This is a genomic window from Jeongeupia sp. USM3 (genome assembly GCF_001808185.1).
Taxonomy (GTDB): Bacteria; Pseudomonadota; Gammaproteobacteria; order Burkholderiales; family Chitinibacteraceae; genus Jeongeupia.
This window is the reverse complement of sequence record NZ_CP017668.1, coordinates 17,011-34,050: the sequence shown is the minus strand read 5'-3', so window position 1 is coordinate 34,050 and position 17,040 is coordinate 17,011. Positions and strand designations below refer to the sequence as shown.

Here is a 17,040-nt window from a genome sequence, read left to right as displayed (position 1 = left end):
CCCGGCTCATGGAGGCCGGTGAATTCGTTTTTTCCCGGCTCAGGCCAGCAGGAAGTGCGCCCGCGCCGTTGCGACCGGACGGGTTGCGTCATCCTGCCATGCGGTCATCAGCACATTGGCCACCCGCCGCCCCTGCCGGACGATCTCGCAACGCGCGTACAGATCCTGCGGCCGGCCTGCGCGCAGATAGTCGAGCGAGAAGTCGACCACGCGCGGCAGCACCGACGCTTCGTGCGCCCACATCAGGTGCAGCACTGCGGCATTCTCGAGAAAACCGCCGATCACGCCGCCATGCAGCGCCGGCAGCAGCGAGTTGCCGATGTTCGACTCGCGGAACGGCAGCACGAACAGCGGGCTGCCGTTGTCGTCGCGCACCTCGGCGCCGATCAGCCCGGCGTACGGAATCTTCGCCAGCAGGGCGCTCAGGTCGGCGACAGTATCGATCCGGGACATCATGCCTCCTTGCCGGTGCCGCGCGCGAAGGTCGCTACCGCATAGGCAACCGGTTTGGCGATGTCGTCCTGGAAAGCCGTCGCCCGCGTGAACGCGATGTGTTCGGTCAGCCGGTAGCACTCGGCCGTGCAGAAAATCGGCGCGTCGGGTTTGGCCGGACGCAGGTAGTCGATGCGCAGGTCCAGCGTCGCGATCGCCTCGGGCGCCGGCAGCAGCGTGAACAGCGACGTCCCGCTCGCGGTGTCGATCAGCGTCGTCACCGCGCCGCCGTGGACGACGCGGGTTTCCGGATTGCCGATCAGCGCCTCCTGGAACGGCAGCTCGAGCGTCACCTTGCCTGCTTCCGATGCAACGTGCCTGAGGCCGAGCGTCCTGCATTGCGGCAGACCCTCGAACCAGGCCATGACCTGCGGAAAGTAGGACGGGACCGCTCGCGCTGCATCAGGCATCGGTTTGCTCCACGGCACCGGCGGCTTCATCGTCGCCTTCGTCGTCATCGGAATCGGGCTCGCAGACCTTCTCCAGCCCCGACAGCATTTCGCCTTCGTCGAGGTTGATCAGCCGCACGCCCTGCGCCGCTCGGCCGGTTTCACGGATCTGGGCGGCCTTGGTGCGGATCAGCACGCCACCGGTCGTGATCAGCATCACGTCGTCGGTTTCTTCTACCAGACTGGCCGCAACCAGCTTGAACCCGGTCTTCTCGGTCAGATCCATCGCAATCACGCCCTGGGTGCCGCGGCTGGTCAGACGGAAATCGCCGACCGGGGTCCGCTTGCCGTAACCGCCATCGCTGGCGGTCAGCACCATCTGGGCATCCGAGCTCGCGACCAGCAGCGAAATCAGCTTCTGCCCTTCGCCCAGCTTCATGCCGCGCACGCCCTTGGAGTTGCGCCCCATCGGCCGTACCTTGGCCTGGCTGAAGCGCACCGACTTGCCGGCGTCGGAGAACAGCATCACCTGATCGCCATCGACGGCCTGATCCTCGTCGCCGTTCTCGTCGTCGGGCAGCGCCTCGTCATCGCTCGCCGCATCGTCGTCAAGCACCGCGCCAGCGGCGCCACGCGTCAGCGCCACGCCGACGAGGTAATTGCCCTCGTCGAGATTGATCGCAATGATGCCGGCGGTCCGTGGACGGGAGAAATCGGTCAGCGGCGTTTTCTTCACCGTACCGTCGGCCGTCGCCATGAAGATGTACTGGTCTTCGCTGAACTCCTTGACCGGCAGCACCGCGTTGATCTTTTCGCCCTCTTCCAGCGGCAGCAGATTGACGATCGGCTTGCCGCGACTGGTCCGGCCGCCCTGCGGCAGCGTGTAGACCTTGAGCCAGTACACCCGGCCGCGCGAGCTGAAGCACAGGATGTAATCGTGGGTATTGGCGACGAACAGCTGGTCGATGAAGTCGTCTTCCTTCGTCGCCGCCGCCTGCTTGCCGCGGCCGCCGCGCTTCTGCGCACGGTACTCGTCGGTCGGCGTCGCCTTCATGTAGCCGCCGTGCGTCAGCGTGACGACCATGTCCTGCGGCGTGATCAGGTCTTCGAGGCACAGGTCTTCGCCGTGAGCGATGATCTCGGACTTGCGCGCATCGCCGAAGGCCGCCTTCACCTCGTTCATTTCGTCGGCGATGATCTGCGTGACGCGCTCCGGCCGGGCAAGGATATCGAGCAGATCGAGGATCTTCTCCATGATGTCCCTGTACTCGGCGACGATCTTGTCCTGCTCGAGGCCGGTCAGTCGCTGCAGCTGCATTTCCAGAATGCGCTGAGACTGCGCCTCGGAGAGACGATAACCGTCGTCGCTCAGGCCGCAGGCCGCATCGAGCCCGTCCGGACGCGATGCGCTGGCGTCGGCACGCGCAAGCATTTCCTCGACCAGCGACGAGCGCCAGGTCCGCCCCATCAGGCCGATCTTGGCTTCGGCCGGCGTCGGCGCGGCCTTGATCAGCGCGATGATCTCGTCGACGTTCGACAGCGCCACCGCCAGACCTTCGAGAATGTGGCCGCGCTCGCGCGCCTTGCGCAACTCGAACACGGTACGGCGCGTGACCACTTCGCGGCGGTGCTTGAGGAAGCACTCGAGCACCTGCTTGAGGTTCAGGAGCCGCGGCTGGCCGTCGACCAGCGCGACCATATTGATGCCGAAGCTGTCCTGCAGCTGGGTCTGCTTGTACAGATTGTTCAGCACGACATCGGGGACTTCGCCGCGCTTGAGCTCGATCACTACGCGCATGCCCGACTTGTCGGACTCGTCGCGAATTTCGCTGATACCCTCGATCGACTTCTCGCGCACCAGATCGCCGATGCGCTCGAGCAGCCGCGCCTTGTTCACCTGGTACGGCAGTTCGTCGACGATGATCGCCTGCTTGTCGCGCGACACGTCCTCGAAGTGCGTGCGCGCACGCATCACCACCCGGCCGCGGCCGGTGCGGTAGCCCTCGCGCACGCCGTGGATGCCGTAAATGATGCCCGCGGTCGGGAAATCCGGCGCCGGAATGATGTCGATCAGTTCGTCGATCGTCATCTCCGCATTGGCCAGCAGCGCCAGCGCCGCATCGACCACTTCATTCAGATTGTGCGGCGGGATATTGGTCGCCATGCCGACGGCGATACCGGACGAACCATTGATCAGCAGGTTCGGAATCCGCGTCGGCAGGACCGTCGGCTCGAGTTCCTTCTCGTCGTAGTTCGGCGTGAAGTCGACGGTTTCCTTGTCGATATCGGCCAGCAGTTCGCTGGAGATCTTTTCCAGCCGGCACTCGGTATACCGGTAGGCTGCGGCGTTGTCGCCGTCGATCGAGCCGAAGTTGCCCTGGCCGTCGATCAGCGTGTAGCGCAGGGAAAAATCCTGCGCCATCCGGACCAGCGCCTCGTAGGCGGCCGAGTCACCGTGCGGGTGGTATTTACCCAACACGTCGCCGATGACGCGCGCGCACTTCACATAGGCGCGATTCCACACATTGTTGCTTTCATGCATCGCAAAAAGGATGCGCCGATGCACCGGTTTCAGGCCGTCGCGGACATCGGGTAGCGCACGCCCCACGATGACGCTCATTGCGTAATCGAGGTAGGAGCGGCGCATCTCCTCTTCAAGGCTGACGGGTATCGTTTCTTTTGCGAAGCTAGGCTGTTCGGACATCTTCCAGGTCTATCGCTGGGCGCTGAAAGCGCGAGGAAAGAGAAAAACTTGATACGGCTGCAACGGTAAAAGGGAATACCGCTACGCAAAACCGCGTCGGGCCAGTGTAACATGGCGGTTCGCGCGCTCCAATTTCGTTGCCGTCGCAACAAAAATTCACGCGCATTTCATTTGCCGCCCGCATCTACCCGACATTAGAATGGGCGGGGTTTTGGAAAAATAATGCCTTGACGCAGGGCTGTTGTCAGGTATATCCAGAAACAACAAGCTTGGTTGGTTTTAACACCATATCCAAATTTACCAGGAGAAAAACTATGCTGTCGCTCAAGCAAACCATGATGTCCCTTGCTGTCGTTTCGGCTCTGAGCATGGGTTCGGCCTTCGCCGCCACCACCGCTTACAGCACCAACGGCACCAATGTGTCGCCGACCAACGTTGAAGGCGTGGTGAAGAACTCGATCGGCGAATGCTGGCGCACTGGCACTTGGAGCAAAGAGCAAGCGACCGTGGAAGGCTGCGACGGCTACGTGAAGCCGCAAGCAGTTGCTGCTACCCCGGCTCCGGTCGCCCCGGCTCCGGCCCCGGTCGTCAAGAGCAAGACCTTCAGCCTGCAAGCTGACGTGCTGTTCGACTTCAACAAGGCCAGCCTGAAGCCGGCCGGCAAGGACGCGCTCGACAAGCTGTACGCCGACGTCGTCAACTTCGATCCGAAGGAAGGCGAAGCCGTTGTCGTTGGCTACACCGACCGCATCGGTTCGGACAAGTACAACAACGCGCTGTCGCAACGTCGCGCCCAGTCGGTCGTCGACTACCTCGTCGGCAAGGGTGCCCCGGCCGACAAGATCCGCGCCGAAGGCCGCGGCAAGGCTGACCCGGTGACCGGCGATACTTGCAACAAGATCAAGGCTCGCAAGCAGCTGATCGAATGCCTGGCTCCGGATCGTCGCGTCGAGATCGAAGTCAAGGGCGTGAAGGAAGTCGTTGTTCCGGCAACCAAGTAATTCCGGTTTCGCCCCGAAGCCCCGCCCTTGGCGGGGCTTTTTCATTTTTCAGCTTCACGGAGCAAGCATGAAGATCGTCCGATGGCTCCCCTCCCTGATCCTGAGCTGCTCGGCGCTGGCCCACGCCGACGGCGTGAGCGACCTCAAGCGCTTCCTGTCGTCGACGGCCGGCGTGCAGGGTCAGTTCAACCAGGTCGTGTCCGGCAAGCCCGGCAGCCCCACCCAGATCAGCAATGGCGATTTTGCGATCCAGCGCCCCGGCAAATTCCGCTGGAACTACCGCAAGCCGTATGAACAGTTGATCGTCGGCGACGGCAAGCGGGTCTGGCTCTACGACCCGGAACTGCGTCAGGCAACGTCCAAACAGCTCTCGGCGGCGCTCGAAAGCAGCCCTGCGGCGCTGCTCGCCGGCGACAATGCGCTCGACAAGACCTACACCCTGCGCAACCTCGCCAATCGCGACGGACTGTCGTGGGTTGAGGCCGTTCCCAAGAGCAAGGAATCGACCTTCGACAGCATCCGTCTCGGCCTGAAGAACGCCCAGGTCGTGGCGATGGAACTACAGGATCACTTCGGCCAGACGACCAAGGTGACGTTCAGCGGCCTGACGCAGAACCCGAAGCAGTCGGCCGACCTGTTCCGCTTCACCCCGCCGAAGGACGTCGATGTCGTCGAGGAATGACCTCTTCGCCGGCGAGCGCAACGAGCACGAGCCGCTGGCCGAGAAACTGCGCCCCAGGGTGCTGGCCGACGTCATCGGCCAGCCGCAGCTGCTGGCGCCCGGCAAACCGCTGGCGCTGGCCGTCGCGTCGGGCCAGCCGCATTCGATGATCTTCTGGGGACCGCCCGGCGTCGGCAAGACCACGCTGGCGCGGCTGATGGCCGGCGCATTCGACGCCGAGTTCATTCCGCTGTCGGCGGTGTTTTCCGGCGTCAAGGACATCCGCGCCGCGATGGAACAGGCCGAGCACTACCGCGCCGGCGGCCGGCGCACCATCCTGTTCGTCGACGAGGTCCATCGCTTCAACAAGTCGCAGCAGGACGCTTTCCTCCCCTTCGTCGAATCGGGTCTCGTCACCTTCATCGGCGCAACGACCGAAAACCCGTCGTTCGAAGTCAACGCCGCGCTGTTGTCGCGCGCACAGGTCTACGTGCTCAAGGCACTGGAAGAAGACGCGCTGGCCGAACTGGTCACCCGGGCGCACACGCAGTGTTACCCGGCACTGGATTTCCGGCCCGACGCGATCGCCTTGCTGACCAGCTACGCCGACGGCGACGCCCGCCGGCTGCTCAATCTCGTCGAACAGGCCGCCAATGCCGCGGGTGCGCAAGGTCGCACACGGCTCGATGCGGCCTTCCTGCAGGACGCACTGACGCTGAACAACCGTCGCTTCGACAAGGGCGGCGACGCGTTCTACGACCAGATTTCCGCACTGCACAAATCGGTCCGCGGCTCGAATGCCGACGGCGCGCTTTACTGGTTCTGCCGGATGCTCGACGGTGGCGCCGACCCGCGCTATCTGGCGCGGCGCATCGTCCGGATGGCCTGGGAAGACATCGGCCTGGCCGACCCGCGCGCAATGACGATCTGCAACGATGCCGTCGAGACCTTCGAGCGCCTCGGCAGCCCCGAAGGCGAACTGGCGCTGGCGCAGGCGGTGATCTATCTCGCGGTCGCACCCAAGTCCAACGCCGGTTACAACGCCTACAACGCCGCCCGCGCACTCGTTGCCGGCGACAAGTCGCGCCCGGTGCCCGAGCACTTGCGCAACGCGCCGACCAGACTGATGAAGGAGCTCGGCTACGGCAAGCTGTACCGTTACGCGCACGATGAACCGGAAGCCTATGCCGCCGGCGAGACCTATCTGCCCGACGGGCTCGAGGGCACCCGCCTCTACCTGCCGACACCGCGCGGACTCGAAGGCAAGATTGCCGAAAAACTGCGCCATCTTGCCGAGCTCGACGCCGCATGGCGGGTCGAGCAGCACGGAAAGTCCTAGGGTGCTTCGTGTAGAATGACGACCAACCGCACCAACCGATAAACGACAAGAATCCAGCCCATGCTCGATATCAATCTGCTTCGCAACGACCTCGACGGCGTTGTCGCCCGCCTCGCCGCCCGCGGCTTCGCCTTCGACGGCGCCACCTTTGCCGCGCTCGAAGCCGAACGCAAGACGCTGCAAACCGCCACGCAGGAACTGCAGGCCAGGCGCAACAGCGTGTCCAAGCAGATCGGCATCGCCAAGTCCAAGGGCGAAGACGTCGCGACCATCCTGGCCGAAGTCGAAAACCTCAAGGGCGAGCTGGCCGCGAACGAATCGGCCCTTTCGGCTTTGCAGGACAAGCTCAACGGCCTGTTGCTGATGCTGCCGAACCTGCCGCACGAATCGGTGCCGGCCGGTGACGACGAAAGCGGCAATGTCGAAGTCCGCCGCTGGGGCACGCCGCGCGCCTTCGATTTCGACGTCCGCGATCATGTCGACGTCGGCGCGCCGCACGGGCTCGATTTCGAGACCGGTGCCAAATTGTCGGGCTCGCGCTTCACGCTGCTGCGCGGCCAGATCGCCCGGCTGCACCGCGCACTGGCGCAGTTCATGCTCAACACCCAGACCGAAGAGCACGGCTATACCGAGGCGTACACGCCGTACATCGTCAATCCGGAAGTGCTGTACGGCACCGGCCAGTTGCCGAAGTTTGCCGACGACATGTTCCGGGTCGAGCGCGGCGGTACCGACGGCCAGACGCAGTACCTGATCTCGACGTCGGAAATCTCGCTGACCAACACCGTCCGCGACACCATCCTCAAGGCCGAGGAACTGCCGGTCAAGCTGACCGCGCATTCGCCGTGCTTCCGCTCCGAAGCCGGTGCGGCCGGCCGCGACACGCGCGGGCTGATCCGCCAGCACCAGTTCGACAAGGTCGAGATGGTGCAGATCACCGCGCCGGAACAGTCGTACGCCGCGCTGGAGCAGATGGTCGGCCACGCCGAAGCGATCCTGCAGAAGCTCGAGCTGCCCTACCGCGTCGTCGCGCTGTGTACCGGCGACATGGGTTTCTCGGCCGCCAAGACCTACGACCTCGAAGTCTGGCTGCCGGCGCAGAACACCTACCGCGAAATCTCGAGCTGCTCCAACTGCGAGTCCTTCCAGGCCCGCCGGATGCAGGCCCGCTTCAAGAACGACGCCGGCAAGAACGAACTCGTGCACACGCTGAACGGCTCGGGCCTCGCGGTCGGCCGCACCCTGGTCGCGGTGCTGGAGAACTACCAGAATGCCGACGGCTCGGTCACGATTCCGACCGTCCTGCGGCCCTATATGGGCGGCCTAGCCCGCATCGGCGGCTGACGAAACGGCGACCCAAGGTCGCCGTTTTCGCATCCGCCGCCGCCGGCACACTATGCCCGGCTCCGTGGATGCGGCATGATCGGGAACTTGCCGAGCTTTTTTTAATCTGACTTGATCATGACTCCCACTACCATTTGGCTCATCGCTGCCGCCGTGCTGGTCGGACTGGAAATGTTCAGCGGCACTTTCTATCTGCTGGCCATTGCTGCCGGCATGCTCGCCGGTGCGATCACCGCGGCGCTCTCGGCGTCGCTGGCGGTGCAAATCGGCACCGCAGCCGTCGCCAGCCTGGTCGCGCTCGCCGGGTTGCGGCGGTGGAAACGCCGGGCCCAGCCGAGGCACGACAACAGCAATGCGCTCGATCTCGGCGGCCTTGTCACGATCGAGCGCTGGATCGACGCCAGCCACGCCAGGGTCCGCTACCGCGGCGCAGACTGGGACGCCGAATTTGCCGAACCCGCCGACCGGGCCCTGACCCGGTTCTACATCGTCGGGCAGCGTGGCAACACGCTGCTGCTCGACACCTCGCCTCCCCAACCTTGATGGAGTCATCCATGTCGCTGCAGTTCATCGTCGCGTTTGCGGTCATCGTCGTCATATTCATTGCCAAGACGCTGAAAATCGTCCCGCAGCAGCAGGCGTGGGTCCGTGAGCGGCTTGGCCGTTTTCACGACGTACTCGAGCCGGGCCTGCGCATCGTGGTCCCCTTCATCGATCGCGTCGCGTACAAGCACAACCTGAAGGAAATCCCGCTCGACGTGCCGAGCCAGATCTGCATCACCCGCGACAACACCCAGTTACAGGTCGATGGCATCCTCTACTTTCAGGTTCGCGATCCGAAACTGGCCTCCTACGGCGCCAGCGACTACATACTCGCGATCACGCAACTGGCGCAAACGACGCTGCGCTCGGTGATCGGCAAGCTCGAACTCGACCGCACCTTCGAGGAACGCGAGGACATCAACCGCGCGGTCGTGCTGTCGCTCGACGAAGCCGCGGCCAACTGGGGCGTCAAGGTGCTGCGCTACGAAATCAAGGACCTGACACCACCGCAGGAAATCCTCCACGCGATGCAGAAGCAGATCACCGCCGAACGGGAAAAGCGCGCGCTGATCGCCCAGTCCGAAGGCGTCAAGCAGCAGCAGATCAACCTCGCCAGCGGCCAGCGCGAAGCGGCGATCCAGAAGTCGCAGGGCGACATGCAGGCGGCGATCAACCAGTCCGAAGGCGAGAAGCAGGCGGCGATCAACCGCGCGACCGGCGAAGCACAGGCGATCCGGCTGGTGGCCAGCGCAACGGCCGAAGCGGTCGAAACCGTCGGCAAGTCGATCGAAACCGGCGGTGGCATCGAAGCGGTCAACCTCAAGGTTGCCGAGCGCTACATCGATGCGTTCGGCAAGATCGCCAAGGAAGGCAACACGATGCTGCTGCCGGGCAATGTCAGCGACGTTGCCGGTGTCGTCGCCACGGCAATGAACATCGTCAAGGCGAGCAAGTAGTTCTGGCACCGCCCAAACAAAAACGCCGGCTCAGCCGGCGTTTTTGTTTGGGCCACTACCTACAAGAATTCGGGCCCCTGGACCGCCAGCTCACCGCTCCGCCCCGGGATTTCGGCCATCCGCACCTCGTGATACGGCAGCTGGCTCAGATCGAGCGCGGCACAGTGCTCGCCAAGGCTGACGAACTGGTAGCCCTGCTCCCGCCAGCCTGCGAGCAAGCGCTCGAACACCGGCAGAAGCTTCATGCCCTCGAGCTCGGCGTGCAGCGTGTAGACGTGGCCGTATGGCGTTTCGGCAAGGGTCAGGCCGAGCAGGTGCTCGTGGACGTTGTCCGGGGTCAGGCCGCCGATGCCGATCAGCTCGTCGAGCGTCGGCAAGGTCGTCGGCAATTGCGGTACCCGCACCGGTTCGCCCCTGACCATGGGCCAGAACGGATGCGTGCCGCGCCCGTCGGACGCGTAGCGCATGCCAAGCCGCTGCTCGAGCCGGTACGCATGCGCGTTCATCTGCCAGCCGGCGGCGCCGTGGGTTTGCGGCGGCTCGCCGAAGATTTCGACATAGCGCTCGATAGCGGCGTCGAACTCGGCCGCGGTCCACTCCTCGTCGGCCAGCACAACGCCGTCCTGCCAGCGGATATGGTCCCAGGTATGCACGCCGCTCTCGAAGCCGGCGGCGACGACTTCGCGCATCAGCGGCGCGCAGCGCTTGCCGATGTCGGGCCCCGGCAGCAGGGTGCCGTAGAGCAGCGTCCTGATCCCGTAATGCTCGCGCACCGAGGTACGCGACACCTTTTTCATGAAGCCGGGGCGGAACACCCGCTTGATCGCCCGGCCGGTATGGTCCGGCCCGAGGCTCCACAGGAAGGTTGCGTTGGCGTTGAAGCGTTGCAACAGGTCGACCAGCCGGGGCACGCCTTCCCGGGTGCCGCGATAGGTGTCGATGTCGATCTTGAGCGTAAGAAGCCGCATGGTGTCATGGCACCGCGAGCGGTGCAGTGGAGTGCGCCCGGCGACGCTTCGCAGCGGCCCGGTGCAGATTGCCTGGGGAGAACGGTTCCGGTCGGTGCCGGCGGGGTGCCGGCGAACGATCGGCGCAGTAGTTTACTACGGTCTGACCGCCGGGTTGCCGCAATCGTGAACGGCCGTCGTCCGTGCAAGGTCGGCGGTGACGGCGCCGCGATCACCTCACCGGAGGATTTCCTCGATTGCCAGGCCCAGTTCGTACTCGGCGTCGACGGCGTGGCAGCGCACGACCCTGGCACGGGCCGACAGCGGGTTGGTCCGCCCGCCCTGCGGCGGTGGCAGCACGCAGACCTCGATGACCTCGCCGGCCTGCGGCACGAAGGACGTTCTTACCGTCAGCCCGCTGACCGACAGGTCGGCGCAGATGCCGTAATGCGTCTCGCCGTCGCCGCCGCGCATCCTGACCTTGCACCCCAAGGGCACGCGCAATGCGCCACGCGCATCCGGTGCCGGCAATCCATGCCCCATGTCGCCTCCTTCATCAGTGTTCGCGCGTCACCCGCCAGACCTCTTCGAGGCTGGTCCGGCCGTCCCGCGCCAGCCGCTCGCCGTCCTGGCGCAGGGTCAGCATGCCCTGCTGCAGCGCATGCTGCTTGATGGTCTGTTCGTTGCCGTGACGATGGATCAGCCCGCGCACCGTTTCGTCGACCAGCAGCATCTCGTACACACCAGAGCGCCCGCGGTAGCCGCTGCCGTTGCACGCCGGGCATCCGGCCGGCCGGTAGAGCGTCACTGGCGCCATCGACCCCATGGCCGAACGCTCGGCCTCGTCTGCAGCATAGGCAGTCCGGCAGTCCGGGCACAATGTGCGTGCCAGCCGTTGCGCCAGCACGCCGAGCAGCGAGCTCGCCAGCAGGAAGGGCTCGATGCCCATGTCGGTCAGCCGTGTCACCGCGCTGGCGGCATCGTTGGTATGCAGCGTCGCCAGCACCAGATGACCGGTCAGCGACGCCTGCACGGCGATCTGCGCGGTTTCGAGATCGCGGATTTCGCCGATCATGATCACGTCCGGATCCTGGCGCAGGATCGCACGCAGCGCCCGGGCAAAGCTCATGTCGATCTTGGGGTTGATCTGCGTCTGGCCGACGCCGTCGAGGTCGTATTCGATCGGGTCCTCGACGGTCATGATGTTGGCGGTCTTCGCGTCCATCTGCGACAGCGCCGCATACAGCGTCGTCGTCTTGCCCGAGCCGGTCGGCCCGGTGACGAGAACGATGCCGTGCGGCTGCTTCAGCAGATCCTGCAGTTGCTCGAGCGTGCGTCCGCCCATGCCGAGCCTGGCCAGATTCAGCCGCCCGGCCGACTTGTCGAGCAGGCGCAGCACCGCGCGTTCGCCGTGTCCCGACGGCAGGGTCGAAACACGGACGTCGACCGGCCGGCCGGCGATGCGCAGCGTGATCCGGCCGTCCTGGGGCAGCCGTTTTTCGGCGATGTCGAGCCCGGCCATGACCTTGATCCGCGACACCAGCGCCGCGTGCAGCGCGCGCTTGGGTTCGAGCACGTCGCGCAGCGCGCCGTCGACGCGAAAGCGCACCAGCGAGCGCGTTTCGAACGCCTCGAGGTGCAGGTCGGATGCGCCCTCGCGCAGCGCCTCGGTCAGCAGCGCATTGATCAGCCGGATGATCGGCGCATCGTCCTGCGCATCGAGCAGGTCTTCGATCTCGGGCAGCGCCTGCACCAGCCTTGAGAGGTCGACCTGCTGCTCGACGTCGTCGGCCACGCTCGCGGCCTGGCTGCCGTTGCTGAACAGCTGCGAGAGCCGCTGCTCGTACTCGGCCGGATCGACGAGTTCGACGTCGAGCGGCCTGCCGGCAACGCGACGCAGCTCGTTCAGCGCCGCCAGCGACGCGCCGCGGCGCATCAGCACCTGCACGCTGGCGTTGTCGCCGCCAAGGTCGACGACGCCGCGGTCGCGGGCGAAATGGAACGGTACCAGACGGCTCATGGCTGTCCCGGTTCGGCCCCGGCGGCCGGCCTGGCCGGATCGACCGCCTCAGCCGGCTTGGCCGCCGGCAAGGCCGGCAATCCGACCTTGGGCAGGTCGGGCAGGAAGGGATTGCTGTCGAAGCCGAACTTGGCCTGCTCGTTGCGCAGGTACTGGTAGCGGTCGGTCGACAGCGTATTGCTGGCCGCACCGTCGCGCAGGATCACCGGGCGCAGGAAGATCATCAGGTTGACCTTGCCCCAGTTGCGGCTCTGGTACTTGAACAGGTTGCCCAACCCCGGCACGTCGCCGAGCATCGGCACCTTGTTGACCGCGTTGTCGAGCTGGTCCTGGATCAGCCCGCCGAGCACGACGACCTGGCCGTCGTCGACGAGCACCTTGGATTCGAGCGCGCGCTTCTTGGTCGCGATGCCGGTCCCGCCGGTGTTGACGGTCTTGTCGATCGTCGACACCTCCTGGTACACCGACAGCGTGATGCTGCCGCCCTCGGACACCTGCGGCTTCACGCGCAGCGAAATGCCGATGTCCTTGCGCTCGACCGTCGTGAACGGGTTCGGGTTGCTGCCGGTCGACGACTGCGTACCGGTGATGATCGGGATGTTCTGGCCGACCATGATCCGCGCTTCCTCGTTGTCGAGCGTGATCAGGTTCGGCGTCGACAGGATGTTGGCGTCGCCGGTGTTCTGCAGCGCGCTGGCAAGCACGCCGAGCGTCGGCGTCTTGCCACCCTCCTTGAACGGGTTGCCGTTGACCACGCCGACGGTCAAGCCGGTCGGAATCGCGTTCGGGTCCTTGTTGACGATGCCGCTGATCAGGCTGCCGATGCTATTCGACAGCAGCCCGAGCGCGCTGACGCCGACGCCGGACACATTGTCGCCGCCGCCACCGAGCAGCCATTGCACGCCGAACTCGCCGACCTTGGATGCGTTGACCTCGGCGATCATCGCCTCGACATAGACCTGCGCGCGGCGCACGTCGAGCTTGTCGATCACCGAACGCAGGTTGTTGTAGACGTTGTCCGGCGCGGTGATGATCAGCGAATTGGTCATCGGGTCGGCCTGTAGCAGCACCGTCGTGCCGCCGATCTGCACGCTGGCGGCCGAGCCGCCCGCCGGCGCCGACGGGGTGCTGCTCGGCGGCAGCGACAGACCGCCGTTCGAACTGCTCGTCGTCAGCGACGCCGTACTGCTGCTACCCGTCTGCGTGCCGCCACTGTCCTGACCGGTGAGCACGCCCTTGAGCGTCGCGGCGAGCTTCACCGCTTCGGCATTGCGCAGATAGACGACATGGATGTTGCCGCCAGCCGCACCGGGCTGGTCGAGCGTTTCGACCAGACGGCGAATCTGCTGTGCATGGACGGCGTTCTCGCTGCGCACCAGCAGGGTATTGCTGCGCACGTCCGGCACGACGCTGCTGCGTCGCGCCCCGTCGAGCGGCGCAGCGCCGGGGATCGCGCCCTGCGCATTGAGCTCGGGCATCAGTCTGGAAAGCGTCTGCGAAACGTCGACGGCCGACGCGTACTTGAGCTGGATCGGGTAGATGTCCGACTGCGTCGGCTGGTCGATGCTCTGGATGATCCGGTTGAGCCGGCGGATGTTGTCGGCGTAATCGGTGATCACCAGCGTGTTGGTCGGCGCGTAGACCGAGATCGCGTTGTTGGCCGACACCAGCGGCCGCAATATCGGCAGGATCTGGTTCGCCGACTCGAACCTGAGCGGATAGACCTGGGTCACGATCCTGTCGCCGGCGGCGCGCAGCTCGCGGCTCTCGGTCGGCCCGCCGCTCGTCTTGGCGTCGCCCTCGGGCATCACCTTGATCAGCTTGCCCGACTCGACCGCGGTAAAGCCCTGCTGGCGCAGCGCCGACAGCAGCACCGGGTAGACCGACGCCTTGTCGATCGGCTGCGACGAAACGATATTGATCGTCCCTTTCACGCGCGGGTCGATCAGGAAGTTCTTGCCGGTGATCAGCCCGACCGCCTTGACGGTCGATTCGATGTCGGCGTTGACGAAGTTGAGCGTCACCTTGTCGTCGGCGGCAAAGGCCTGCGTCGCCAGAAGGCCGGCGAACAGGACATGACGGGACGCGCGAAACATGGATTTCATCGTGGTATTCAGGGTTGGATTTGGTACTGCAGCGTGGTCGGTACACCGCCACGCAACACCGAAAGTCTGATCTGTGCCTGCTGGCTGAACGCAGTAAACAGCAGCGACATGTCGGCCGGCTGCGCCAGATTCTGGCCGTTCACCGACTTGAGCACGTCGCCGGCCTGCAGTTGCAGCGACCTGGCCAGCGGCTGTTGCGCCGGATCGTTGACCAGAATGCCGCCGCCGGGCGCAGGCGCCAGTCCCCTGGCCCAGTCGGCGATATTGCCGGCCTGCATCGTTGCCGCGAGCTGGCCGCGGTAGAGCGTTTGCGCCGCGGGCTCGGCCGCCGCCGGTAGGCCCGGCGCTGCAGCGCTGGCATCGCGGCCGTCGAGCATCAGCACTTCACGGCGGCCGTTGCGTTCGAGTTCGACCCGGTCGCGCGCCACCTGCACCAGACGGACTCCGGGCTGCAAATCGTCGCCGACGCGCAACGCGACCGCACTGGCCTCGAGCCCGGTGAACACCGCCGCACTGCTGCGCGCATCGCCGGCCACCACGGCAATCAGCCTGGCCGACAGGCTGCTCGTTGCAGCCGTCGCCTCGCCCGCGCCGAACCACGACGGCGCGCCCGTCCAGACCTGCACACCGGCTGCCGGCGCCGACAACGGCGGCACCAGCCGGGGGCCGGCATGGCGCGGCGCGAACAGTTGCCAGAAAACCCCTGCCGCCACCCAGGCGATGACGAGTACCAGGGCGATCTCCAGCACCGGGCGCACGCCGGCCAGCCCGGGCAACTTGGACTTCAGCGCAAGACCCTTGAACACTTGTCTTTTCCGAACATTACAGAACTGTGAAAAATTGTCTTCGTTTTATACTCCAAGCAGGTTACAGCCGCTACCGCCGTCCGTTTTTGCCGTTCAACTGCACTATTTTGAAAAACGTGTTGACGACCAGAAGTTCACATGCTTAAATGCGCTCCTCGTTTGACGACGGGTGATTAGCTCAGTTGGTAGAGCGTCTGCCTTACACGCAGAATGTCGGCGGTTCGACCCCGTCATCACCCACCAGTCATCCGGAATACCGGATGTAACGAGACCGCTGCGGAGCGGTAGTTCAGTTGGTTAGAATACCGGCCTGTCACGCCGGGGGTCGCGGGTTCGAGTCCCGTCCGCTCCGCCAAGACACTCGCAAAAAGCCAGCGCAAGCTGGCTTTTTGCATTTCCGTCACGGTGTTGCAATGCCGTCACCGCGGCGGAAACGTCTGATGGTCAAGCCGCCGGGCGACCGATACACTCGGATCGTCTTCGACCCTCACGGACAGGCGCCCGACCCGGCATGCGCTCCCTGCCCTCCCCCGTTTTCATCGCGGCCGCGGCCGGCATTGCCATCCTGCTGGCGCTGAGCCACGTGCTGGCCGTCTCGTCGATCACGCTGCTGCTGTTGCAGCTCGGCATCGTTACGTGTGCGCTGGTACTGCTTGCCGGCACACGGCGCAAAACCGGCGCCGTGCCGGCACCGGATTTCGCCGACCTGCCGGCCTGCCTGCCCGACCTCGTCTGGCAGGTCGACTACGCGACCCGCGTGGCGCTCTCGCTCAATACCAACCAGTGCGCGCAGCACCCGCTGCCCGGCAACGGCAACAACCGCATCTCCTCGCTGTTTCCGGCCCGGATCGCCCGGCAGTACCTCGAGGCGCTGATCGCCGTCCAGAGCAGCAACAAGCCGCAGCAGTTCGAATACCGGATCGGCAACGAGGAGCGCAATGCGCGCAGCTTCGAAGTGCGGCTGATGCCGCGCAGCGCGCGCGAATGCATCGCGCTGATCCGCGACGTCACGGCGGTCCGCGACACCGAGGAAGCGCTGTTCCAGCAACAGCTGTTCGTCAACCAGATCATCGACGTCAGCCCCAACCTGATCTTCGTGCGCGACCGGCACGGGCGCTTCCTGCTCGTCAACCGCGCAACGCAGACGACCCTTGGCCACGACCTGCTCGTCCAGTCGCACATGGGGCTCGAGGACGATGCACTGCCGTTTGCGACCGGCGACGCCGAAGTACTCGAACACGGCCAGACGATCCGTCTCGTCGATCACTGGACGCCGCCGAGCGGCCGCACCCACTGGTTCGACATCACCAAGCAGCCGCTGGTGCGCGACGGCGAGGTCTACGTCCTGTCGATCGCCATCGACATCAGCCACGTCAAGGCCGCCGAGGCCGCGCTGGCGCTGACCGACCCGCTCGGCGGCGACATTGCCGATGCGCTGCCTTGCGCCTTCCTGCTGGTCCGCGAGGGCCAGATCGAATTTGCCAACCTGCGCGCCTGCGAGCTGCTGAACACGCCGCCGGTCGGCCTGCTCGGCCGCCCCCTGGCCGCAGTCGCGGGCGCCGACCTGCTGCCGCCGGACGGGCAGGCTCAGTGCAGCACCCGCTTCACCGTCGGCGAACAGACGCTGCTGGGCGAAGCCCGTGCGATCACCTGCGTCGAGCAGCGCACAACACTGGTCGTTCTGCACACGGCCGGCGCCGCCGGGACGGCCGGCACGGCGTGATAAACTGCGC

15 protein-coding genes and 2 tRNA genes are annotated in these 17,040 nt (G+C 65.4%); 9 read left to right on the top strand and 8 right to left on the bottom strand.

Going from position 1 to position 17,040, the window contains the following annotated elements:
- Positions 1 to 39 precede the first annotated feature (39 nt).
- Genes BJP62_RS00145 through gyrA form a run of 3 tightly spaced genes read right to left on the bottom strand, consistent with a single transcriptional unit; the run spans position 40 to position 3,528 of the window.
- The gene (locus BJP62_RS00145) at positions 40 to 453 is read right to left on the bottom strand and encodes a PaaI family thioesterase (protein ID WP_236943636.1); all 414 of its coding nucleotides are present in this window, start codon (positions 451 to 453) and stop codon (positions 40 to 42) included.
- Positions 453 to 902, bottom strand: a complete 450-nt coding sequence (locus tag BJP62_RS00140; protein WP_083301017.1) for a PaaI family thioesterase — start codon at positions 900 to 902, stop codon at positions 453 to 455. The genes BJP62_RS00145 and BJP62_RS00140 overlap by 1 nt, the downstream gene beginning before the upstream one ends.
- Positions 895 to 3,528, bottom strand: a complete 2,634-nt coding sequence (gyrA, locus tag BJP62_RS00135) for a DNA gyrase subunit A (protein WP_374749727.1) — start codon at positions 3,526 to 3,528, stop codon at positions 895 to 897. The genes BJP62_RS00140 and gyrA overlap by 8 nt, the downstream gene beginning before the upstream one ends.
- Before the next feature lie 371 nt (positions 3,529 to 3,899).
- On the opposite strand from gyrA, the gene BJP62_RS19225 reads away from it, so the two are divergent.
- The 6 genes from BJP62_RS19225 (at position 3,900) to BJP62_RS00105 (ending at position 9,429) form a co-directional block, all read left to right on the top strand.
- Positions 3,900 to 4,586, top strand: a complete 687-nt coding sequence (locus BJP62_RS19225) for an OmpA family protein (protein WP_070525319.1) — start codon at positions 3,900 to 3,902, stop codon at positions 4,584 to 4,586.
- A 67-nt stretch (positions 4,587 to 4,653) separates the two neighbouring features.
- Complete coding sequence (lolA, locus tag BJP62_RS00125; protein WP_070525317.1) at positions 4,654 to 5,268, top strand: outer membrane lipoprotein chaperone LolA; 615 nt, start codon at positions 4,654 to 4,656, stop codon at positions 5,266 to 5,268.
- Complete coding sequence (locus BJP62_RS00120; RefSeq protein ID WP_070525315.1) at positions 5,252 to 6,586, top strand: replication-associated recombination protein A; 1,335 nt, start codon at positions 5,252 to 5,254, stop codon at positions 6,584 to 6,586. The genes lolA and BJP62_RS00120 overlap by 17 nt, the downstream gene beginning before the upstream one ends.
- Before the next feature lie 60 nt (positions 6,587 to 6,646).
- Positions 6,647 to 7,930: a serine--tRNA ligase gene (gene serS / locus BJP62_RS00115; protein ID WP_070525313.1), complete on the top strand. Its 1,284-nt coding sequence runs from the start codon at positions 6,647 to 6,649 to the stop codon at positions 7,928 to 7,930.
- A gap of 117 nt (positions 7,931 to 8,047) precedes the next feature.
- Entirely contained in the window at positions 8,048 to 8,473 is a 426-nt protein-coding gene (locus BJP62_RS00110) for an NfeD family protein (RefSeq protein WP_070532074.1), read from the top strand.
- An 11-nt stretch (positions 8,474 to 8,484) separates the two neighbouring features.
- Complete coding sequence (locus BJP62_RS00105; protein ID WP_070525311.1) at positions 8,485 to 9,429, top strand: SPFH domain-containing protein; 945 nt, start codon at positions 8,485 to 8,487, stop codon at positions 9,427 to 9,429.
- A gap of 59 nt (positions 9,430 to 9,488) precedes the next feature.
- Here the strand turns inward: BJP62_RS00105 and BJP62_RS00100 are convergent, their stop codons facing one another.
- The 5 genes from BJP62_RS00100 to BJP62_RS00080 form a co-directional block, all read right to left on the bottom strand.
- Positions 9,489 to 10,397: a polysaccharide deacetylase family protein gene (locus tag BJP62_RS00100; protein ID WP_070525309.1), complete on the bottom strand. Its 909-nt coding sequence runs from the start codon at positions 10,395 to 10,397 to the stop codon at positions 9,489 to 9,491.
- A gap of 216 nt (positions 10,398 to 10,613) precedes the next feature.
- On the bottom strand, positions 10,614 to 10,919 hold the full coding sequence (locus BJP62_RS00095; RefSeq protein WP_083300602.1) for a PilZ domain-containing protein: 306 nt from the start codon (positions 10,917 to 10,919) through the stop codon (positions 10,614 to 10,616).
- Positions 10,920 to 10,932: 13 nt separating this feature from the next.
- Positions 10,933 to 12,396 carry a type II secretion system ATPase GspE gene (gspE, locus tag BJP62_RS00090; protein WP_070525304.1) on the bottom strand — a complete coding sequence of 488 codons (1,464 nt, stop codon included), beginning with the start codon at positions 12,394 to 12,396 and terminating at the stop codon, positions 10,933 to 10,935.
- Positions 12,393 to 14,501, bottom strand: a complete 2,109-nt coding sequence (gene gspD / locus BJP62_RS00085) for a type II secretion system secretin GspD (RefSeq protein ID WP_070525302.1) — start codon at positions 14,499 to 14,501, stop codon at positions 12,393 to 12,395. The genes gspE and gspD overlap by 4 nt, the downstream gene beginning before the upstream one ends.
- Positions 14,502 to 14,509: 8 nt before the next feature.
- On the bottom strand, positions 14,510 to 15,307 hold the full coding sequence (locus BJP62_RS00080) for a type II secretion system protein N (protein WP_070525300.1): 798 nt from the start codon (positions 15,305 to 15,307) through the stop codon (positions 14,510 to 14,512).
- A 167-nt stretch (positions 15,308 to 15,474) separates the two neighbouring features.
- On the opposite strand from BJP62_RS00080, the gene BJP62_RS00075 reads away from it, so the two are divergent.
- From BJP62_RS00075 to BJP62_RS00065, 3 genes are all read left to right on the top strand, one after another.
- Positions 15,475 to 15,550: transfer RNA gene (locus BJP62_RS00075), tRNA-Val, on the top strand.
- 35 nt (positions 15,551 to 15,585) lie between these two features.
- Positions 15,586 to 15,662, top strand: a tRNA-Asp gene (locus BJP62_RS00070).
- A gap of 156 nt (positions 15,663 to 15,818) precedes the next feature.
- Positions 15,819 to 17,030: a PAS domain-containing protein gene (locus tag BJP62_RS00065; protein WP_070525299.1), complete on the top strand. Its 1,212-nt coding sequence runs from the start codon at positions 15,819 to 15,821 to the stop codon at positions 17,028 to 17,030.
- The last annotated feature ends 10 nt before the right edge of the window (positions 17,031 to 17,040 follow it).